The organism is Micromonospora sp. NPDC003776, assembly GCF_053605645.1.
This window is the reverse complement of the sequence record NZ_JBSGJR010000057.1, coordinates 1-19,913: the sequence shown is the minus strand read 5'-3', so window position 1 is coordinate 19,913 and position 19,913 is coordinate 1. Positions and strand designations below refer to the sequence as shown.

At 70.0% G+C, this 19,913-nt stretch carries 25 protein-coding genes; 13 read left to right on the top strand and 12 right to left on the bottom strand.

The window, feature by feature from the left end:
- On the bottom strand, nt 1–676 hold a 676-nt coding region (locus tag ACWEVO_RS07970; protein ID WP_452306822.1), incomplete at its 3' end, for a flavin monoamine oxidase family protein.
- A 104-nt stretch (nt 677–780) separates the two neighbouring features.
- Here ACWEVO_RS07970 and ACWEVO_RS07965 point away from each other — a divergent pair.
- The 4 genes from ACWEVO_RS07965 to ACWEVO_RS07950 all read left to right on the top strand — a co-directional run bounded on the left by ACWEVO_RS07965 (nt 781) and on the right by ACWEVO_RS07950 (nt 3,439).
- Nucleotides 781–1,446 carry a flavin reductase family protein gene (locus tag ACWEVO_RS07965; protein WP_452306821.1) on the top strand — a complete coding sequence of 222 codons (666 nt, stop codon included), beginning with the start codon at nt 781–783 and terminating at the stop codon, nt 1,444–1,446.
- Nucleotides 1,447–1,757: 311 nt separating this feature from the next.
- A complete protein-coding gene (locus tag ACWEVO_RS07960; protein WP_452306820.1) occupies nt 1,758–2,432 on the top strand; it encodes a hypothetical protein in 675 nt (224 codons plus the stop codon).
- Nucleotides 2,429–2,821, top strand: a complete 393-nt coding sequence (locus ACWEVO_RS07955) for a phage holin family protein (protein WP_452306819.1) — start codon at nt 2,429–2,431, stop codon at nt 2,819–2,821. The genes ACWEVO_RS07960 and ACWEVO_RS07955 overlap by 4 nt, the downstream gene beginning before the upstream one ends.
- Nucleotides 2,822–2,842: 21 nt before the next feature.
- The gene (locus ACWEVO_RS07950; protein WP_452306818.1) at nt 2,843–3,439 is read left to right on the top strand and encodes a DUF3618 domain-containing protein; all 597 of its coding nucleotides are present in this window, start codon (nt 2,843–2,845) and stop codon (nt 3,437–3,439) included.
- 93 nt (nt 3,440–3,532) lie between these two features.
- On the opposite strand, the gene ACWEVO_RS07945 is transcribed toward ACWEVO_RS07950, so the two are convergent.
- Complete coding sequence (locus ACWEVO_RS07945) at nt 3,533–3,823, bottom strand: DUF4287 domain-containing protein (protein WP_452306817.1); 291 nt, start codon at nt 3,821–3,823, stop codon at nt 3,533–3,535.
- Between ACWEVO_RS07945 and ACWEVO_RS07940 the strand changes: the two genes are divergently transcribed.
- The 3 genes from ACWEVO_RS07940 (at nt 3,822) to ACWEVO_RS07930 (ending at nt 5,695) form a co-directional block, all read left to right on the top strand.
- Entirely contained in the window at nt 3,822–4,031 is a 210-nt protein-coding gene (locus tag ACWEVO_RS07940; RefSeq protein WP_452306816.1) for a hypothetical protein, read from the top strand. The two genes, ACWEVO_RS07945 and ACWEVO_RS07940, sit on opposite strands and share 2 nt — an antisense overlap.
- Nucleotides 4,032–4,151: 120 nt before the next feature.
- Nucleotides 4,152–4,895, top strand: coding sequence for a hypothetical protein (locus ACWEVO_RS07935; protein ID WP_452306815.1), 744 nt, complete (start codon nt 4,152–4,154; stop codon nt 4,893–4,895).
- 353 nt (nt 4,896–5,248) lie between these two features.
- Entirely contained in the window at nt 5,249–5,695 is a 447-nt protein-coding gene (locus tag ACWEVO_RS07930) for an anthrone oxygenase family protein (RefSeq protein WP_452306814.1), read from the top strand.
- Nucleotides 5,696–5,873: 178 nt separating this feature from the next.
- On the opposite strand, the gene ACWEVO_RS07925 is transcribed toward ACWEVO_RS07930, so the two are convergent.
- The 3 genes from ACWEVO_RS07925 to ACWEVO_RS07915 are packed head-to-tail and all read right to left on the bottom strand — an operon-like array spanning nt 5,874 to nt 8,430.
- On the bottom strand, nt 5,874–6,959 hold the full coding sequence (locus ACWEVO_RS07925) for a sensor histidine kinase (protein ID WP_452306813.1): 1,086 nt from the start codon (nt 6,957–6,959) through the stop codon (nt 5,874–5,876).
- A 10-nt stretch (nt 6,960–6,969) separates the two neighbouring features.
- The gene (locus ACWEVO_RS07920; protein WP_452306812.1) at nt 6,970–7,665 is read right to left on the bottom strand and encodes a response regulator transcription factor; all 696 of its coding nucleotides are present in this window, start codon (nt 7,663–7,665) and stop codon (nt 6,970–6,972) included.
- Nucleotides 7,666–7,725: 60 nt separating this feature from the next.
- The gene (locus tag ACWEVO_RS07915; protein ID WP_452306811.1) at nt 7,726–8,430 is read right to left on the bottom strand and encodes a VanZ family protein; all 705 of its coding nucleotides are present in this window, start codon (nt 8,428–8,430) and stop codon (nt 7,726–7,728) included.
- Nucleotides 8,431–8,772: 342 nt separating this feature from the next.
- Between ACWEVO_RS07915 and ACWEVO_RS07910 the strand changes: the two genes are divergently transcribed.
- Together ACWEVO_RS07910 and ACWEVO_RS07905 are read left to right on the top strand one after the other, a co-directional pair.
- A complete protein-coding gene (locus tag ACWEVO_RS07910; RefSeq protein ID WP_452306810.1) occupies nt 8,773–9,267 on the top strand; it encodes a hypothetical protein in 495 nt (164 codons plus the stop codon).
- A gap of 133 nt (nt 9,268–9,400) precedes the next feature.
- The gene (locus ACWEVO_RS07905; RefSeq protein WP_452306809.1) at nt 9,401–11,815 is read left to right on the top strand and encodes a NucA/NucB deoxyribonuclease domain-containing protein; all 2,415 of its coding nucleotides are present in this window, start codon (nt 9,401–9,403) and stop codon (nt 11,813–11,815) included.
- A gap of 151 nt (nt 11,816–11,966) precedes the next feature.
- Here ACWEVO_RS07905 and ACWEVO_RS07900 read toward each other — a convergent pair whose 3' ends face one another.
- The 5 genes from ACWEVO_RS07900 to ACWEVO_RS07880 form a co-directional block, all read right to left on the bottom strand.
- Entirely contained in the window at nt 11,967–12,755 is a 789-nt protein-coding gene (locus ACWEVO_RS07900; protein ID WP_452306823.1) for an aminotransferase class IV, read from the bottom strand.
- A 120-nt stretch (nt 12,756–12,875) separates the two neighbouring features.
- Nucleotides 12,876–13,331 carry a DUF6069 family protein gene (locus tag ACWEVO_RS07895; RefSeq protein WP_452306808.1) on the bottom strand — a complete coding sequence of 152 codons (456 nt, stop codon included), beginning with the start codon at nt 13,329–13,331 and terminating at the stop codon, nt 12,876–12,878.
- Nucleotides 13,315–13,617 (bottom strand): hypothetical protein, encoded by a 303-nt coding sequence (locus ACWEVO_RS07890; protein ID WP_452306807.1) that lies wholly within the window; start codon nt 13,615–13,617, stop codon nt 13,315–13,317. Before ACWEVO_RS07890 ends, ACWEVO_RS07895 begins: the two co-directional genes overlap by 17 nt.
- A 5-nt stretch (nt 13,618–13,622) precedes the next feature.
- On the bottom strand, nt 13,623–14,624 hold the full coding sequence (locus tag ACWEVO_RS07885) for an RNA polymerase subunit sigma-70 (protein WP_452306806.1): 1,002 nt from the start codon (nt 14,622–14,624) through the stop codon (nt 13,623–13,625).
- 61 nt (nt 14,625–14,685) lie between these two features.
- Nucleotides 14,686–14,874: a hypothetical protein gene (locus ACWEVO_RS07880; protein ID WP_452306805.1), complete on the bottom strand. Its 189-nt coding sequence runs from the start codon at nt 14,872–14,874 to the stop codon at nt 14,686–14,688.
- An 86-nt stretch (nt 14,875–14,960) separates the two neighbouring features.
- On the opposite strand from ACWEVO_RS07880, the gene ACWEVO_RS07875 reads away from it, so the two are divergent.
- From ACWEVO_RS07875 to ACWEVO_RS07860, 4 genes are all read left to right on the top strand, one after another.
- The gene (locus ACWEVO_RS07875) at nt 14,961–16,172 is read left to right on the top strand and encodes a low temperature requirement protein A (RefSeq protein ID WP_452306804.1); all 1,212 of its coding nucleotides are present in this window, start codon (nt 14,961–14,963) and stop codon (nt 16,170–16,172) included.
- A 104-nt stretch (nt 16,173–16,276) separates the two neighbouring features.
- Complete coding sequence (locus ACWEVO_RS07870) at nt 16,277–16,570, top strand: DUF1330 domain-containing protein (protein WP_452306803.1); 294 nt, start codon at nt 16,277–16,279, stop codon at nt 16,568–16,570.
- Nucleotides 16,571–16,834: 264 nt separating this feature from the next.
- The gene (locus ACWEVO_RS07865) at nt 16,835–17,248 is read left to right on the top strand and encodes a DUF2267 domain-containing protein (protein ID WP_452306802.1); all 414 of its coding nucleotides are present in this window, start codon (nt 16,835–16,837) and stop codon (nt 17,246–17,248) included.
- A gap of 262 nt (nt 17,249–17,510) precedes the next feature.
- The gene (locus tag ACWEVO_RS07860) at nt 17,511–18,380 is read left to right on the top strand and encodes a DUF6745 domain-containing protein (RefSeq protein WP_452306801.1); all 870 of its coding nucleotides are present in this window, start codon (nt 17,511–17,513) and stop codon (nt 18,378–18,380) included.
- Nucleotides 18,381–18,493: 113 nt separating this feature from the next.
- Here the strand turns inward: ACWEVO_RS07860 and ACWEVO_RS07855 are convergent, their stop codons facing one another.
- Both ACWEVO_RS07855 and ACWEVO_RS07850 read right to left on the bottom strand, forming a co-directional pair.
- Nucleotides 18,494–19,123: a DivIVA domain-containing protein gene (locus tag ACWEVO_RS07855; protein WP_452306800.1), complete on the bottom strand. Its 630-nt coding sequence runs from the start codon at nt 19,121–19,123 to the stop codon at nt 18,494–18,496.
- Between the two features lie 59 nt (nt 19,124–19,182).
- On the bottom strand, nt 19,183–19,913 hold a 731-nt coding region (locus ACWEVO_RS07850), incomplete at its 5' end, for an FAD-binding oxidoreductase (protein WP_452306799.1).

The window sequence follows — 19,913 nt, the reverse complement described above, 5'->3', positions numbered from 1 at the left end:
GCAGTGCCCGCACCGGTGCGCCGCACTGCACGGTGCCCGGGGCCAGCGTCGCGGCCATCTGCTCGGCCAGCGCGGCCGGTCCGCCGACGATCCGGTCCTGCTGGGCACCGCCGGCCATGCTCAGCAGCAGCTGGCTGCCTCCGCCGGAGCGCAGGTAGAACAGCATCTGCAACAGCGAGATCTCGTCCGGGTCCGCGGCGAGGAGCCCGCCGGCGAGCAGGCGGCCGGCGTACCGGGCAGCCACCGGTTCCGGCGCGGCGTCCGACAGCCATCCGGCCAGGGTGAGCCGGTCCCACTCCGCGGCCCGGGGTGCGCACCACGGCGCTGCCGGGTCCACGTGGGTGGCGTAGCTGTCGAGCAGCGCCATCAGCTGCTCGGCCGACTCCGGCGCCGCCGGCAGCCTGCGGCCGTTCCAGAGCACGCTCACCGCGCCGGCCGCGGCCGACGGGAAGGTGTCCAGCCCGTGCTCCGCCAAGAGCGCGGCCATGCGGTCCTGGGTGGGCCCGACCCACTGGGCGCCCAGATCCAGCGGGGTCCCGTCGGCCAGCCGGCGGGTGAGTACCCGACCCCCAACCCGGTCCCGCGCCTCCAGCACCGTCACGGCCGCACCGGCCCGCGCCAGCGCCAGCGCAGCCGCGAGCCCGGAGAAGCCCGCGCCGATTACGACGACCCGCACGAGGCCGGTTACCCGGGTACGTCCGACGCACACCTGACCGTCCGCCGCTAAGGGCGAGGTTCGGTTCGGCCCGTACCGAACCGTCCGGTCCATACGGTTCTGCCATGACCCACACGAGTGATCATCTGACCATCCAGCCCAAGATCCTCTACTTCGGTACGCCGGTGGTGCTGTTGAGCACCGAGAACGAGGATGGGACGAGCAACCTGGCGCCGATGTCGTCCGCCTGGGCGCTCGGTCAGGTCGTGGTGCTCGGCCTGGGGGCGGAGGGGCAGAGCGCCCGCAACCTGCGCGAGCGACCGGACCTCGTGGTCAACCTGCCGAGCGCGGAGCAGTGGCCGGCGGTGGAGAGGCTCGCGCCGCTGACCGGCCGCGATCCGGTGCCGGACCACAAGCGGGGCGCATTCCGGTACGAGCCGGCGAAGTTCGCGGCCGCCGGGCTGCATCCGGAACCGGCTGAGCTGGTACGAGCGCAGCGGGTCGCGGAGTGCCCGCTCCAACTTGAGGCGCGAGCCGTACGGATCACCCCCGATCTGCACGGTGATTTCGTCATCGTCGAGGCGCACGTGCTTCGCGTGCACGCGGACCCCACCATTGTCGTGCCCGGTACGCAGCACATCGCTCCCCACGCCTGGCGGCCGTTGATCTACAACTTCCGGCACTACTTCGGCCTCGGCCCGCAACTCGGGCACAGCTTCAGATCGGAGACGCCGGCGGACGGGATGGCACGCCGGGCGGTAGGAACCGGCAGCGGCACCGGAAACGCCTGAGATGCGGCGCCGGATTCCGCGCGGCCGGCAGCAGGTTGCCATGACGCCGGTGAAACCGCCCTGGTTCGGGCCTTTGTCCAAGCCGCCGCCGACGCGCCTGCGTTTCGCCGCTGATCGGCACCTGAGCAGCTGGCGCGGCGTTGTCGGCGCGAGCATGAACCGCTGGCGGCAAGCCGTCCGCGGCTCCGCCGATGCAGGCAGCCGACATCTCTCGGGCGGCCAACGCTGCAGCGAATGCGGCGAGGCGGTGGGGGTACGCGGGTGGCGTTCCGGGCCGCACCGTGGCCAGGAACCGAGGAGAGGAGCGCGCGATGACGGCGATCAACCAGAGCAGACCGCCGGGCGGCACCACTGATCAGGCCCGCCAGGCGGCGTCCCAGGTGGGCCAGCAGACCGCGCAGGCCGGCGGCCAGGTCGGCCACGCCGCTGCCGAGCAGGGCCGACACATGGCCGAGCAGGCGCGGCAACAGGCGCGGAACCTGACTGGGGAAGCCACCTCGCAGCTGCACCACCAGGCCCGCGGTCAGCAGCATCGGGCCGCCGAGGGGTTGCGTGGCCTCGGCCGCCAGCTCGACACGATGGCCGACCGCGGCGGGGATACCGGTATGGCGGGTGAGGCGGTACGGCGGGCGGCGATGGTCGCGGACCGGACCGCCGGGTGGCTCGACTCGCGTGACCCGGGTGAGGTCATGGACGACGTGCGCGGGTACGCCCGGCAGCATCCGGGCATTTTCCTTGCCGGCGCGGCGGTGGCCGGAGTACTGGTCGGCCGTCTCACCCGGAACCTCACGTCCGGGAACGGGCACCGCGGGAGCGAACAGATGGGCCAGGGCGCGCAGCCGGCCCAGCCGATGCGGCAGCCCCACGAGCGGGCGGTCCAGGCTCCGTACACCGGTGAAGGTATTTACACCGGGACGGCGCGGCCGCAGAGCGTCTCGCCGGCAGGCCAGCGGGAATCGGACATCCCGGGTGGGGTGGCGCCGTGAGTGCCCCGGAGAAGGAGCGCACCCAGTCGGTCGGTGAGCTGTTGGGTGACGTGACCCGTGACATGTCGACGCTGGTCCGCCAGGAGATCGAACTGGCCAAGGCGGAACTGCGCGAGGAGGCGAGCCAGGCGGGCAAGGCCAGCGGAATGTTCGCCGGTGGCGCGCTGGCCGGTTTCCTGACCGTCCTGTTCGTCTCGTACGCGGTCTGGTGGGGCCTGTCCAACGTGATGGACCAGAGTTGGGCCGCGCTGATCGTGGCGGCCGTGTGGGCGATCGTCACCGCCATCCTCCTGGCGATGGGGCGGACAAAGCTCCGGCAACTCCGGGCGGTGCTGCCCCGGACACAACAGACCGCACGGCAGATGCCGAACGCCCTACGCGGCCGATGAACCAGCGGGAGGGAGCAGACGATGTCGACCGATCCGGACCAGATCCGGCAGCGAATCGAACAGACCCGCAACGAACTGATCAACGACGTTGACGCGCTCACCGACAAGGTCGACCCACGGCGGATCGCCAGCGACCGTGTCGACCAGGCGCGCGGCACACTCACCAGGGTCAAGGAGAAGGTGATGGGCACACCCACGGACGGGCAGGGCACTGGCCAGCGGATGTCCTCGGCCGCCGGCTCGATGCGCGACGAGGCCCGCGAACTCGGGCAGCAGTCCCGGCAGCAGGCTCAGGGCAACCCGATGGCCGCCGGCTTGATCGCGTTCGGCGCCGGGGTGCTGGTCTCCGCGCTGATCCCGCCCAGCCGCCCCGAGCGGCAGTGGGCCGGTCAGGCCAAGGAGGTGGCCCGCCAGCACTCCGGCGAGCTGCGCGAGCAGGCCAGCCAGGTCGGCCACCAGATGCAGGACAACCTGCGCGAGCCCGCGAAGCAGGCAGCGCAGGCGATGGGGTCCACCGCCGCACACGGCGCGTCCGCGGTGCAGGGCCAGGCCAAGTCGGCTGCTCACCAGGTACAGGGGCAGGCGCAGGGGGCTGCGGGCGAGCTTCGGCAGGGCTGAGCCGCGTGCGGCCACGGGGCGGACCCGCGTCGACGGGTCCGCCCCGTGTGCCGTTTCGGTACAGCGACCTCATGGCCTGGTCCTGGTGCAGATTCAGGCTGGCCGGGTGGCCCTGCCGTCCAGCCAGAGGGTGTCGGTGGCGTCGCGGTGCGAGCCGGTGGAGCCGACGTGCTTGACGCTGATCTTCGGTCCCTTCTTGATCACGTGGACCAGTGCCATGGCGTGCCCGCGGCCGAGGCCGTACTCGTTCTTCAGCCAGTCCACGATCACGCCGGCCTTCACGGCGGCCGCGTCGTAGCCCCGTTGCTGAGCCTCGCCGACCAGGGCACGTGGGGTCTTGCCGGTCTTGTCCTCGATGGCATCGAGGTACGCCTGGAAGGACATGGTGTCGCTCTCCGATCCGGTGTGGCAGGTGAGCCGGGCCGCTGACAGGCTTGCCGTACTCGGCGAACAGCTGCGCTGTGTCACGTCGCTGTCGGTTGCTCGTGCGGCGGTGACACCAACTACCCTCCACGAGCAGGAGAAGACGATCAAGGATGGTTCGGAGCACGATCGTTGCGCGACAGACAACGATCGACGGCACGTAGGCTGAACTGCTCCGGAGGATCGCGCTGGAGGGACCGCAACGATCACCGTCGTCACTGATCGCCGCCCTGCTCCCCCGCACACCCGGCAAGGTCGAGAATCCGTCCACGGCTACTGTCATCGTTTTGTGGCCGACATCGGTTTGGCAGGTGCTCGCCCGACCTGGATCCGACCAGCGTTGGTGACGGTCGGTGGGCTGGTGGTGCTTGGCGTGGTGCTGACCGCGGTGCGCCTTCCGGTTCGTGACTCGATCGTCTGGTCGGAGGCCCTGGCGGTGGCAGGTTCCACCGTCGCGCTCATCGTGTCGGCCCGGTGGTTGGTCGGCCGTGCAGCCGCATCCGATCGGCGCGTGGTGCTGGCCTGGGGGCTCGGCTCCGGGCTCGTTCTCGGCGGCCTGTGGATCGCCGAGATCGCGTTCAACAACCTGACCCCGCACACCGTCTCGACACCCGCCGCACGCGGCGTGCTGGACAACGCGACCTGGGCTGTCGTGGCAGTCGTCACCGCCGGCACAGCCGCCGCCGCTACGGCCCGCACTCGGCGGTGGCGATCCGGTCTGCGCACGGGCGTGTGGTCGGGGGTCGGCAGCGGCCTCGGTGCGGCATTGGGCGGAGCGCTGCTGCTGTCGATTTTCCGACCGTCCGTCGAGAATGATCCCCTCATGCGCGCCGAGTGGCTCCAGCGGGGCCCGGGCGTCGACCTGCCGGTGTACGTCACCCGGGAAACCATGGCCGGTGTGGGGGTCCACCTCTGGGTTCTCGGTGTCGTGCAGGGCGCTTTGCTGGGTCTGATCGCGTCAACGCTCACCCTCGCGGTGATCCGGCCCCGTTCCGCCCGACTGCGGCAACCGACAGCCAGCGACAGCTGCTGAGGGCCGCGCCATCAGCGGCTCGGGCGCGTCTCGTAGACCGCCGGGTTGCGTGGCGGATTCGCCCTTGAGGGCGACCGCGCCGATGATCTCGCGCTTGCCGCGGAAATGGCGGTAGAGGATGGCTGGCGGTATTCGAGGCGCTCGCGCGCTGGCGGGTGGTGACCGCGGTCCCAGCCTGCTGCTCGGCGGGTTCGCGGGCCTTCGCCACGATGAGCCGCTCGCGCTCCGCCCGTTCGCGCTCCTTGTGTTCCCGTACCGACACGACTGGGCCCTAGCATCGCTAGACAAGCGAGCGGCAGCAGTACTAGCGTTGCCATGCCAGCTATCAACGCTAGATTCCAGGAGTTGTCTTCATGGTCAACGCGCTCGAGGTGTTCACCACCGTGGTCGTCGGCGTGATGGTGGGGGTGGAGTTCTCCGTCGCCTTCGTCATCAACCCGATCCTCAACGCCCTTCCCGGTGACAGTGGCCAACTCGGTCGCGCCCACGGGGGCCGGATGCTCGGCGCCGTGATGCCGGTCTGGTACATCAGCTCGCTCGTCCTCGTCGCGGTCTGGGCCATCGCAAGATGGCACCAGGACGGCAACGGCCTCACCGTCACCGCCGGCGCGCTGCTGATCCTCAGCGTGATCATGTCGATCCTGCTGCTCGTCCCGATCAACAACCGGGGCAAGACGTGGACCCCAGACAACCGGCCGGCCGACTGGAAGGAGCAGATGAACCGCTGGGACCGCTTCCACTACCTCCGCGTCGCCGTCATCATCGCCGCCTTCGCCCTGCTGGTCGCCGCCCTCACCTGAGCCGCGGCCCGAACACCGCGTACGCGGATTACCAATCCCCTCGATTAGCTGCGCGGCTCCGGATCGGGTGAGGTCGATCCAGATCACCGGCACGCAGCCGAGGGCACCGGACGCGTCGCCACTCGTCCCGCGGGATCGGCGCCACCGTCCTGCCCGCTTCGTCCCTCCGGGGGGATGCCTACGGCGTGCCGGGCAGCCGGACCGTGACCAGGAGACCGCCGTGCGGGCTGGGGAAAAGGTCGAGGGTCCCGTCGTGGGCGCGGACGATGCTGTGCACGATGGCCAGGCCCAGGCCGACGCCGGCGTGCTCGTCGGTGCGTACGCGCTCGGTTCCGCGCTGAAACGGTTCGACGAGGGTCGGTATGAGTTCCGGTGCGAGCGGGTGACCGGTGTTCTCGACTTGTAGCACGGCGCTGTCGCGGTGCGTCTCGGTGTGGACCGTCACGGTGCCCCCGGCGGGGAGGTTGTGGACGACAGCGTTCTGGACGAGGTTCGTCACCATCCGCAACAGCAGCTCAGCAGAGCCCCTGGTCTGGGCCGGCCCGCCGGTGACGTCCAGCGTGATCCGGCGCTGTTCGGCCAGGGGAAGCAGCGTTTCGGTGGCTTCTTCGGCGATCAGGGAGAGGTCGACCTTCTCCGGGGTGAAGGTTCCGCGGTCGCCGCGGCTGAGCAGCAGGAGTGCCTCGGTCAGGTCGATCGCCCGCCTGTTGGCAGTGTCCAGGCGTTCGATGAGTTCGTCCCGATCCCGCGTGGGGTCCTTGCGGGCGACGTCGAGGAGCGTCTGCGAGATCGCCAGCGGGGTGCGCAGTTCGTGGGAGGCGTTCGCGGCGAATCTCTGCTGCTCCGTGACATGGGACTCGAGTTGTCCGAGCATCGCGTCGAACGCGTCGGAGAGCTCACGGAATTCGTCCTGGCTGCCCTTCATGCGGATCCGGTGGGACAGCGCCCCGCTCTCGGCCATTCGTGCGGCATCGGTGATCTGCGCGAGGGGTGCGAGCAGCCGGCCGGCGAGAATCCACCCCCCGAGGAGGCCGAACGCCAGCAGGAATACCAGCACCGCGGCCGCCCTCGGAGCGAAAACGTGCAGGAGGTTGGACCGGATGGGAAAAACACCATCAGTGGTGGTGTCCGCGGAGCCGGGGATGATGAGCGCACGGTTGGGGACGTATCGCAGGAGGAACACCCACACCGTGGCGAGCAGCAGGACGCCGGCAAACATGAGGAATCCGGCGTAGCTGAGGGTGAGCTTGACGCGGACGCTCAACCCGGGTGCCCTAGCCACGCTCGCCTGCCTCGTGTCCGGCCTGTGGTGGCGTGTCGATGCGGTAGCCGACGCCGGGCACGGTGGCGATGATCCATGGTTCGCCGAGCCGCTTGCGCAGTGCGGAGACGGTGATGCGTACGGCGTTGGTGAGGGGGTCGGCGTTCTCGTCCCAGGCCCGTTCCAGCAGCTCTTCGGCGCTGACGACCCCGCCCTCGGCGGCGACGAGGACTTCCAGCACGGCGAACTGCTTGCGGGTGAGCGCGACGTAGCGTCCGTCGCGGAAGACCTCCCGGCGGAACGGGTCGAGCCGCAGGCCCGCGATCTCGCGGACCGGGGGCCGGGCGTAGGCGCGTCTGCGGTCCAGCGCCCTCAGCCGCAGGACGAGCTCCCGCAGCTCGAAGGGTTTGGTGAGGTAGTCGTCGGCGCCGAGTTCGAACCCGGAAGCCTTGTCGTCGATCCGGTCGGCCGCGGTGAGCATGAGGATCGGTATGCCGCTGCCGGAGGCCACGATGCGCCGGGCCACCTCGTCGCCGGAGGGGCCGGGGATGTCGCGGTCGAGGACCGCCAGGTCGTAGGAGTTGACGCTGAGCAGTTCCAGGGCCACGTCGCCGTCGCCGGCGATGTCGGCGGCGATCGCCTCCAGCCGCAGACCGTCACGGACGGCTTCCGCCAGGTGGGGCTCGTCCTCCACGATCAGTACGCGCATGCCGGAAGCCTACGAGCAGCACAAACACATCGCCGACGCAGGCAGCACCGGGCGCGGCACTCAGCGTGCCGGTGCCGGCGCGGGTCGAGGCTGGTCCGACGGCGCTTCCGCCGTGGTGCGCCACCAGGGGCGGGAGGCCAGCCCGGCCAGCACCGCGCCCGCGGTGTTGACCAGTACGTCGTCCACGGACGATACGCGGTCCAGCCGCAGGACGTACTGTGCGGTTTCGACCAGGACCGAGCAGCCTGCCCCGAGCGCCAGGATCCGCGGCATCGACGCCAGCGCCGTGAACCGCATCGGGGCGAAGAACCCCAGCGCCGCGAAGATCAGCAGATTGCCGCCGATCCCGATCGGCCCCATCGTGACCAGATCCTGCAGCGGGACCAGGCTCACCCGACCGGGAACGCTGCCAGCCCCCGGGCCCGGCATCAAGGTCAGCCACACCAACGGCACCGTCCCGTAGACCATGCCCACCTCCGCCACCGACATCCGCCACGCCGAGGTGACTCCGGCAGCACGCCGACTGCGCGCCAGAGCCCACACCACCAGAGCGGCCAACGGCAGCCCGACCAGCATCATGAGCAGCACCCCGTTGAAGGTGTCGTAGCAGCCGTGCCACCGCCCGGCCAGGCACCTCGGAGCGGACATCAGGAGCGGCCGCCGCACGACGAACGCGGTCCACGCCATGCCGAGAATCGCCAGGCTGACGAGCACGATCCTGCGCGTGCGGCGAGGCGGTGCTGAAACGGGTGCGCTGCGGTTCATGCTCCCATTGAAACCGGAGCGCTGTTGCGGTGGCGTATGCCGTTTTGCATATGTCCGCGATACACCGAGTTCCCGGCGCCGCTGCCTCGACGAGAGCCCGCAGCCGGATGTCGAAGTCGATATCGAATTCGGTCCACGCGCCCTGGCGATGCTGCGCGGGCGACAACCACAGCAGCGGTTGGCCGCCCTGCCGGCTGGCTTCACGCCCGGACCAGCTGAGGGCGCTTGGCGTGCTGCCGATGGGGTCGGACGCCGGGGCGCGCGCCAGTCGTCGGCGACCCCGCGAGGCCGGCCGTCACGCCCAGCGGTTGTCGGCGGCGGGCTCGCTGAGAGGATCGCCTCATGAGCGCTCGCCTGACTCACGAGCTCACCGTCAGACTCGACTACGGCGTCTTCGTTCTGCAGGGCGACACCGAGGTGGACGTCGACGCGCACGTCCGGCTGACTGACGAAGCCACGTCGGGGCCCGGTATCGCGTCTGATGAGCGGTCTGTCGTGGTCCTGTCCCCGCATCAGAACAACTTTGCGATGTCGCTACGGGTCGAGGTCTGGCAGACGGCAGCACCGGATGACCTGTCCGAGTGGGAGGAGGCCTTCGAGGCGTCGCTGACAATCAACTCAGACGGCAAACTGCTCTACGTCTCGCCTACGACGTCGCCGCACACCTGCCAGGTGCCCGCCGGCCGCTACGCGGTGCGTGTCGTAGGGAGCGGGTTCGTCTCCCGCGGATGGCCGGGTTCAACCAGGCCCGGTGACCATTGGCGGGTTCAGCTCTGGCCGTCTGTCGACCGGGTCGAACCGCGCCGCCTGAAGGCGTGGGCCGAGCCCCTCGGATGATCTGCCGGCATATGTATTGATGTGACTCTTCGTGCTGGCAACGCGTACGGACCTGCCGCTGTCCCCCAGCGGTTCCGGGCATCGATCGATACTCAGCGACAACGACCGATCGCTGTGTTACGGGAGGCCACGCGTGATCCGTTGGTTGCGTCATCCGATCGTCGTCCTTGCGACCGTTGCCGTCGTGGCGGTCACACCTGTTCCGGCGTGGGCGGACGATCCGCCAGCCGGGGGGCAGGCCACCATGACCGGCGACACGCCGGACCTCGACGCCCTGCGCGAGCAGCAGCCGAGCGAGATAGTGGCACCGGCGGACCCGGCCGCTTCGACCCGGGACAAGCCCGCCGAACAGAGCCCGGCCGACTGCACCGATGCGCTCAGTCAGCCAGCCGACCAGGACACGGTTGTCGGTTGTGTCCGTCGGGTGCCAACCGATCCGAGCCTCGCACCGCCACAACCATCGATGGCGGAGGCGCCATCGGGCGTCACGGCGCTCGCAGCCGCCGACTGGAATGTGCAACAGGGGCCGGTGCCGCGCTGGTGCGACGTCAATCGTCCGGCCACGTATCAGCGGCTGCGCGAGTGTCACGCCGACACGTTCCTGTTCACGGTGTACCGGCGGCCGGAGAACATCGTTCTCGGCGAAGCCTGGATTTCGTACTGGGAATGGGAGGAACTGTCGAACAAGCGCCGGACGTGGACTCACACGATCCAGATGTACGTGTACAGGGTCACCGGCCTGGCGGTGCTCAGTACGTACCTCAACGCGCAGGGCTGGTGCGGCCTCAACTGTGACGTCGCCACGCCCGCCGAGACCCGCTACATCCGCCTCGAAGAAGGGCAATGGCTGCGTGGCGCGTGGGACATGGGCCGCCCCGGCGGGGCAGACGAGCGCAAGTACGGCTCAGCCGACACCGACCTGACCTTCCTGCATCTCGAAACCGGCATCACCCGCACCTGGACCAGCATCGACTTCCAGAACCGGTGCGACTCGGAAATGCCGGAAACACCGCTGGAAGGCGGCTGCGTCTACAACGAGGTCCAGCCCGAGTTGGCACTGGACAAGAGCACAGCCTCCAACCACCGGGAGCACGCCCTGTTCGTGGAGCAGGCGCAGCACACGACGCCGGACCACTTCGGCGCCCGGCACCTGTCCCAGCCCGGCGAGGACCCGAAGCCGCTACAGCGGCTGACGGACCAGGACCGCCGCGACGACAACCGTGAGGCCAGCTGCGACGACTTTGTCAGGGATCCAGCCGTCCCGGATGACTCCTGCGACGAATACCCGTATGCCAGCACCTATCAGGGTGCGAACGAGATCGGCCGCGCCCGGACAGCTGTCGGTCACGTCCCGCGGCAGTCCAACACCAACGGCGGCAGCAAGCTGACCGCCTTCTACACGGCCAACCGGGTGCTCGACGGCGACCCGTTCTGGGTCGCGGTGGTGGACGGGCCGGTCGGCGAGGCTCCCGGCAGGGACATGCCGCCGGAGGTCTACGCCGGCGAAGACGTCATCGGTTTCGAAGGCGCCGAGCTCGACCTGCGCGGCTCGGCCGAGGACGCCCAAGGGCCGCCAGCTGTGCACTGGAGCTACACACCGCGCGGGCCGGTCGACCCCGGCACAATCTGCACCTTCGGCGATCCCGACCGCACCGCCACCACCTTCGTCTGCAACGACGACGGCTCATTCACGGTGACCCTGACCGCCGACGACGGCGTCAACACGCCGGTCAGCGACGAACTGGTCGCGGACATCCGTAACGTCGGGCCGCGAATCCGGCGGGCCTTGCCAGACTTCGCCCCTCGGGCCGCCACCGAGGGCGCCAGCCTGCTGCGCCCCGAGCCGTGGTCGACGCACCGCGCCGGGGAGCCGGTTCAGCTCACCGCGCCGTACGCCGACCCGGGCGGCAACGACACCCAGACCTGCGTTGTGCTGTGGGACGACGGCACCGAAGACCGGTACCCGGCACAGAACTCCAACTGCGATCGTCCGCACACCTACAGCCACGCAGGAATGGACACGATCGCGGTGACCATCACCGACGATGACGGCGACAGCGAAACCTCCCACAGCATGATCGTGGTGTACGACCCGGATGGCGGTTTCGCCACCACCGGGGCCTGGCTCGACTCGCCCGCCGGCGCGTTGACCGCCAAGCCGACGGCCACCGGCCGCCTGCACGTCACCCTCAACCCGATGTACAAGCCGGACGAGACCGGACCCGCGCCCGGTGGCGGCAAGGTGAGCGCCAGCCTGGACGGCACCGACTTCGCGCTGGACTCGACGGCCCTGGAATGGCTGGTGGTGACACGCGACGCCAAGGTGGCGGTGAAGGGCACCGCCACGGTCAACGGGCAGGCAGGCTACGGCTTCGTCGCCTACGGCACGGACGACCCGGACAAGCTGCGCCTCGTCGTGTGGCCGTTGTCCGCCGGCAACCACCCCGGTGAGGACACGTTGTACGACAACCGCCCTCTGGGTGACTACGACCTCGACCTCGCCGACCCCCAGCCGCTCGGCGCCGGCTCGGTGCAGGTACACGAATAGCTGCCGTACCGAGATATCGGCCCGGTTCCGGCACGCTCCGTCACGGTGGGTCGCGTCCATGCGAAAAGGACGCGACCCGCCCACGGTCGGCCCTGGCCGGCCCCGAGCTGTGCCATCACCACCCGGGGCCCGCCCGTCATCACCGGACCGGTCAGAAGGCTTCCGGCGGAATCGCCTGGTAGCCGGCCCGCAACCGGTCAAGCAGCGCCGGCTCGGTGGTCAGCTCACGCCCGTCGATCGCGGACACCGGGCGAATTCCCGCCCCGGCACTGGTGGCGAAGGCCGCATACGCGGCGGGCAGGCTGTCCAGCCGGATCGGCACCCGACGCGCCGGCACGCCGATCTGCGCCAACACCCGGTCGAGCAGACGGGCCGTGACCCCGGGCAGGCAGTCCGCCGCCGGCCACCACACCTCTCCCCCGACGACGAAACCGACGTTCCAGGTGGCTCCCTCGCTGACCTGACCGTCCGGGTCGAGGAAGAGCACGTCGGCGAAGCCGGCGCGCTGGGCCAGGCGGCGCTCGCGGACCGCGCCGAACAGGCCGACGTGCTTGACCCGCGGCAGGTCTCGACGGTGGGCCGCCGTGTGCAGGCGCAACGGGGACGAGGGCGCCGCCGGGGCGGGCCGCACGCTGATCAGCACGCGAGGCTCCGCGTCGGCGGCGGGGTGAACGACGCTGAGGTCCGGGTCGAACACGGTGATCCGCAGCAGCGCCGGCGGGCTCAGCTGCGCCGCCGCCCGGCGGGCCAGGCCGCGTACCCGATCGATGTCCAGCGGCACGTCGAACAGCACCGCGCAGTCGTGGGCCAGCCGGTCGAGGTGCAGGCCGAGGCCGCGGACTCCGCCGTGCTCCAGCCGCACGGTGGTGAAGTGGCCGTAGTTGACCAGCGCCAGCGCGGCCAGGTCGTCGGCCGTCGCGGGTACGCCGTCGAGCTCCATCACCGTCCCATCCTGGCACCGGCGTAGCGCGATCGGGGGTCTCGGCCCGCCCGGACCGCGGCAGCGTCACCTGCCAGTGAACGGTGCACGTACGCAGGTCAGGGGCGAGGGGCGGATGGGTCAAGCGGTCCGGGAGCGGAGGCTCCGGGTCAGGGTGGGGATCATCACCGCCGCGGGGACGAGGTGCAGCCCGAGGAGGGCGGTGGTGGTGGCGGTGTTCGCCCCGGACAGGAGTGGCGGGAGCAACGAGACAGCGGTCAGCGACACTGCGGCCCACACGAATCGGGTGGCGGGGCGGGCGCTCCACCGAAAAAGGGCGACGGCGATGGCGATGCCCACGACCGAGAAGAAGCCGGTCACCACGGCGAACCCGGCCAACGGGATGGTCTCGCCACCGTCGGGGATCTGGAAGTCGACGCCGACGGCCTGGGCGAGCGCAGCGGCGAGGGTGGTGGCCACCATCGCGGCGAGCGTGGCCATGAGGCCGGTACCGGCGAGCCCGCGGAGTGGGTGGGTGTGGCTGGTCTGGCGCGATGCCGGGCCTGCGACGGCGCCGATGTCATTCATGCGGTTCATGTCGTCCCTCAATAATTCGGTAACGGGCGTACGGGGTGTGTCGACCGGCAGGTGACGGCCCTGGGGTGACGATGCGCACCCGCGCCGTGCGACGGCCGGGGTTGCGGAGGGCGCGGACGCCGGTGCCGCGGAGCCAGAACCCGGCGTCGCGTCCGAGGACCGGCCCGGGCTCGCCGTCGCGCAGCTCCAGCTGGACCTGGCCTCGGATGATGACGGCGAACGCCGTGGACCACTGCGCCGCGATGACCGGGACGCGCGCGCCACGGCGCAGCGCGAGCGTCCACACCGGCACTACTCGGTGCCGTCCGCCGGCAGGCGGTCCGGCAGCCCGAGGCGCGGGAACTGGTCGTTGTGGAAGATGGTGATCTCCGTGATCGCACCGCCGGTGATCCGCAGTACGTCGATGGTCAGCGGCAGGTACGCCTGCTCCTGCTCGTGCCAGAGGTAGAAGGCGATTGCTGGCTGGCGGTTCACGCAGGTGGGGACTGTCCGCAGGCGCCCCAGGCCCTCGAAGCCGCTCTCGGTCCAGTCCTGCACCACCGCGCCGCGCCCGACCTGAAGGCCCGGGGTGGGCGGCATCGAGCAGCGGACGTCGTCCCGTAGGAGAGTGGTGAGCGTGTCGATGTCGGTGGCCACGCTGGCGTCGGTGAAGCGGCGCACCAACTCACGCGTCCTGGCGTCCTCCTGGCCGCCGGTCCAGTCCTGCCGCTCGGCGGGCAGGTGCTCCCGCATGCCGGCGCGGGCCCGCTGCAGCGCGCTGTTCACCGAGTTGACGGAGTCCCCGAGGAGTTCCGCGACGTCCTTCGCCGGCCAGCCGAGCACGTCTCGCAGGATCAGCACGGCCCGTGGGCGCGGCGCGAGGTGCTGGACCGCGACCAGGTACGCCAGCTCGATCGTCTCCCGCGCGACGGCGACGGTCTCCGGCTCGTCCGCGTCACCCGCGGGCAACTCGTCGAGCAGCCGGTCCGGGTACGGCTGAAGCCACGACACCTCGCCGCCCGTCGCCGGCTCCGGGCGGTACTTGGCGAGCAGATCCAGGCAGGCGTTGGTGGCGATCCGGTACAGCCAGGCCCGGAACGTCGACCGCCCCTGGAAAGTTTCCCGCCGCCGCCAGGCACGCAGGAACGTCTCCTGCACGGTGTCCTCGGCGTCCTCGAACGATCCGAGCATCCGGTAGCAGTGCACGTGCAGCTCGCGCCGGTGCCGCTCCGCCAGCCCTGAGAACGCGGGTTCGTCGACCTCGCCCAGACCGCTCACGCCCAGCTCCTCCAGCCGCGTGTCCGCACTCATCACGTCATCCTTCCGTCTCGTCGTGTCCCGCCGTAGGTGTGACGGGTGCGGGCGCGACAACTCATCACCGGGCTCGGTCGGCGGCTGGGGGCTTCTCCGCGGTGAGCCTCGACCGGCCCCCGGCACGGACGCCGCCGCAGGCCCCGGCCAGCGCCGCCAGCAGCGCGACGATCATCGTGGCGACGAGGTCGACCGTGATCAGTGATTCGGGCGTCTTCGCTGTGGGCGGCTGCCAGACTCTGTCCTGTGGCACATGAGGACGATCGGGCGTCCGATGGCAGGTCAGCGCGAGCGCCGCGCGGCATTCGACCGCTACGCGAGGGCGTCGGCGTAACCAGCGTGGAGCTCTTCTTCGACCTGGTGTTCGTCCTCGCGTTCATCCAGGTCGTTGCGTTGATGGAGGACGACTTCACCGGTCACGGCGTGCTGAACGGGATGCTTGCGCTGGCCCTGTTGTGGTCGACGTGGTCCATCTATGCCTGGTTGGGCAACAGTCTCCAGGCTCGGGTCGGGCTGATCCGGATCGCGCTGCTGTTCGTGACGGCGGTCGTCCTTGTGATGGCGGTGGCGGTCCGGCAGGCATTCACCGACCTCCCGGGCGCGGCTGTCTCCGGCCCGGTGGTGTTCGTCGCGTGCTTCGTGGTCGTTCGGGTGGTGCATCTGGCGCTGCGCTGGTACGCCATCCCAGACACGGGGCCGCGCATCGTCCTGCTGATCGCCGCGCCACTGTTTGTCGCCTCCGTCCTTCTGTTCTCCGCCGCCGTCGTGCCGCAGCGGCTGTTTCACGATCCGTGGCTGGTCAAGGCGGCCCAGACCGGGCTCTGGATGCTCGCCGTCATCATCGACTACGGCCGTGCCCTGGTGATGCGGTCGTGGGGGTGGCACATCATCTCGGCCCGGCACTGGGCGGAGCGGCACGGCCTCATCGTGCTCGTCGCCCTCGGCGAGTCGCTCATAGCGGTTGGCCTGACCAGCAGCGGCGTGCCGATGACTCGATGGCTCGTCGCAGCCCTCGTCTTCGCCATCGTCACCACCGCTGCATTGGGCTGGACCTATTTCGACGTCGTCGCGATCGCCGCCGAGCGGACGCTGAGCCAGAACCCCGTCCAACGTCGGGTCGCCTACGCGCGCGACGCCTACAGCTATCTGCACCTGCCGTTGATCGCCGGCATCATGCTGCTCGCCCTCGGGCTGCACAAGGTGGTGGCGATCATCAAAGAAAATGAACTACACCATTCGCCCGCGAGACTGGAGAGCCTGGGCCTCTACGCCCTCTACGGTGGAGCGGCCCTGTTCCTGCTCTCCCACGCCGGCTTCCAGCTGCGGATCACTCGCCTGCTGAGATGGGTCATCTGGCCACGACTGATCACCACAGCGCTGCTGGTGGCGCTCATCCCGGCCGCCAGCCACCTTTCCGCGGTGGTAGCGCTCGGCCTGCTGGCGGCTGTCTGTGTCAGCCTGGTCATCACGGAGGTCCTCGTCGCTGGCGGGCGGCGTAGAGAACTGCGCGAGGCCGCTCTAGCCGGGGGCCTTCGGCCAGAGGGACCCTAGGTGGCAGGCAGGCCGGGCAGTACCGTCAGTGGGGAATGTCGGCTGGCCACCAGCACCGGCCGAGCAGGAGAAATGCCCATCCGGATGAGCGGGAGACAGCGACGGTGCCGAAGGCTTACTGGATCACCACCTACCGGTCCATCAGCGACGAGGAGAAGGTCGCTGCCTACGCCGAGCTGGCCGGGCCGGCACTGCGCGCCGCCGGCGGCACGTTCCTGGCCCGCGGCCTGCCGGCGTACGCGTTCGAGTCCGGCCGCCTGGAACGTACGACTCTGATCGAGTTCGACAGCGTCGACGCCGCGGTCGCCGCCCACGAGAGCCCCGCATACCAGGAGGCGCTGCGGGCGCTCGGCGACGGCGCCGAACGCGACCTGCGCATCATCGAAGCGACACCCTGACACCCGGATGGTCGGACCGCTGGCAGCGTGTGCCGCCGGAAGGCGTTCGACAGGAACAAGGCCACGGCGGAGGATGTCCAGAATCTTCATGTTTGAGCCTTCTGTGATGTGCTGCCGCCCGGCGGCGCTCGGCGCGGCATGTCCTGGTGGTCGCCCGATCGGGATGAGGCAGGGTCACCCACCGCTGCGGGAAGGTGTGGGCAAGGAGCACCGAAGCGGCCCCTGACTGGTGATTCGACGGCGATCCGACGGGGAGGAATCAAGGTGGAATACCAGGACTTCATCGATGCGGTGGCCACGCGGGCGAAGGTGTCCTCCGATCAGGCGGCGACAGTCACCCGCGCAACGTTGCAGGCATTGGCAGACCGGATCAGCTCCGGCCAGGCTGAGGACCTTGCCTATCAGCTTCCCGGCGGGCTTGACGACTGCCTGCGTAAACCGCTCAGACAGGACCAGGTCAAGGCGTCGCTGGGGTTCGAAGATTTCGTGCAGCGGGTCGCGGATCGCCAGAACGTCGACCGTGCGCTCGCCGATGCCGGGGTCGGCGCGGTGCTCACCACGCTCCGGGAGGCCGTCACCCGCGACGAGTTCGACAACGCGATGGCCCAGCTTCCGAAGGAGTTCCGGCAGGCGATCGAACCGGTGGGTGCCGGCGGCGGGCGGCGCCCCGGCTCATAACACCACAGTCGAGACAGGAGCGGGTGCCCGCGTCGCAACGCGGGTACGCCGCTGCCTACTGACATGCGGACGTGGATGGCAAGCCACCCGCTCAGGCCTGCCTTCGCAGTCCGCGAACGACCCGTCCCCTCCCCGTTCCGCCTCGATGCTGCCATGCCGCTTGGGGCGCTGCAGGTGGGGGAACCGCCTTGCGCCGGTGCCGCGTTGTGGGCCATAGTCGCTCCATGATCTCGTACCGGAAGGGCGGCGACGCCCTGGCGCGGTGAGCGCGCCCGCGCGGCGCAACGACGCCGCGAAACCTCCACAGGCCGTTCGCAGCGGCAACCCTCACGACCTGTGGCAGCAGGCCATCCGGATCCGCCAGGAATGGCTCAACCACGCCCTGTCCACACAGCCGGCTGACAGGTCGACCGCCGAGCGCTGCCTGACCGACATCTACGCCAGGGCATCGCGGCCGCGACCCCGGTTCGAATGGGTAGACTCGCCAGACAAGGCACTCCCCCTGATCACCGGCTGGCCCACCCTCGATCAGCTCTACGAGCGCATCCGGGACCGCCGGCCGCGCGGGACGCCACCGCTGGCAAGCGACATTGCCATGATCGCCTCCCAGCTACGCGGCGCGCTGAGCGCGGGCGTCACTCACACCGATCCCGAACTGTCACCCCTGCGTACGGGCAAGAACAAGGAACCATGGCCTGAACTGGCGCCGCTGCAGGCGCTCGACAGCGGGGTTCCGCTCGCTGTCGTGCTGCACCAGGGCGTACGCACGGCACTGCACCGCAGCCTCGGCCACGGGTACTACCTACCCGTGCGTGCAGCGCTCACGATCGACGCTCCGGTACCCGTGTGCTGGTACGGGCAGCAGGACGCGTCATGGATCGCCTACTACGACGTGCTGCATCGACTCGGCCTTGCCCGGTACGGGCCCGACGAGGCCGCGCAGCTCGACGCCTGGGCCGGCCTGGCCCGCGCCTGCGGCTGGTGGTGGCCCGGCGAGGACGTCTGCGTCGTGGTGGACCGGCCGCAAGCGATACGAACTGAGCCGGTCTCCGGAACAGTGCACGACCAGATCCGACTACAACCTCGTGGCCTGCGCTACCGCGACGGCTGGCAACCACTCCTGAGCAGGTGACCTGAGTCGACAGCCGGCCGGGACGGGCAACCGCCAGTCCCGGCCGGCCCGCTCCACACCCTGCAAAGTTCAGAGCGAAGTCCACAGCTGTGGGGGCAGGCCGGCCACACCCTTCACCGATGCGTGTGCTGCCGTGTTGGCCTTCTTGGCGACCCGTCCTGTGATTGCCCGTTCCCTGCACTCGGGGCAGCCATCCGGTTCATGGTTCCGACCAGTTGCTCGCTGCCCTCGTCGAGCTGACGGGCGACGGACTGGAGATGCGAGATCATCATCTCACCGAAGATCCGCAGGGCTTCCTGGCTGGCTGTCCTGTTGAAGGTGCCGCTGCCGTTGCGCTGACCGTCACGCACCGCTTGCTCGGCCTCCCGGCGGGCGTTGTCCACCGCCGCCTGCACGTGGGCTTCGTACTGGACGCGGGCGTACTCGGCGACTCGGCTGGCGTAGTCGTGGGCTTGGGCGATGATCTGCTCGGCCTCCCGCTGCGCCGCCGAAACCACGTTGACCTGCTCGGCTGCCGGTAGCTTGCCCGCCGTGTCGGTGCTCGGCAGGACCCCGTGCCGGTGCAGCTCAAGGTGGTCATTGAGCCGGGCGTGTTCCGCTTGCAGGTTCGCGATCTGCGTGGCGAGGTGGTCGAGCTCGTCGGCCACCTGGATTCGGAACCGGTCGACATCGGTCGGCTCGTACCCGCGGCGGGTGAACGACGCGGCCTCGAAATGCCAGCGACGGACCCGGTCGGCGGTCATGCGCACCGGGGGGCTCAGGGCGACCTGCCGGCCGTCGTACCTGCTGGTCGTAGTCGCGCTCACCGGATACCTCCAGAATCGCCAGGGGCGGTGCTTGCTGGCCATGTCGGCCCGTACCAGTGCGCGCCGAACCCTTCGTGGTGTAGTTGGCCGGCCTGGTAGCCCGCCTGGGTCAACGCCGTCACCGACCGGGCCACCATCTGGTCGGAGCCGCACACGTACACGTGCCGGGACCGCCAGTCCCCGTCGGCCAACGCGCGGTCCACCGGGTGCGCGACTTCGCCGGGCCGCTGGAAGTCCACGCCGACGACATAGGTCACGGTCAGCCACGGCCAGGACGAGGCCAACTTGTCAATCGCGTCGGTGTCGTAGAGCTCGAGACGGGTCCGCGCCCCCACATAGAGGGCGACGTGTCGCCGGGGGTCTTCTTCCGCGACCTGCTCGAGCAGTGCCTTCATCGGAGCCCACCCGGTGCCGCCGGCCAGGATCAGCAGGTCGCTGGAACCGGCTGGCCGCAGAGTGAGCTGATCACCCACGGGGGCGGCCAGGTAGATGCGGTCCCCGGCCGTGCAGCCGTACACCAGCCGGGAGGAGACAGCACCGCCGGGCGCTACCCGCACGTGCAGCTCGATGGTGCCGTCGCGGCGGGGAGCGTTGGCCGGCGAGTAGTACCGCCAGGCGCGCACCGCCGGGTGGGCCACCCCGATGGATTGGCCGGGCGTGAACCTCAACAGGTAATTGGGCCGCACCGTCAGCACCGCCACGTCGAACGTCCGCTGCTCGTGGCTGA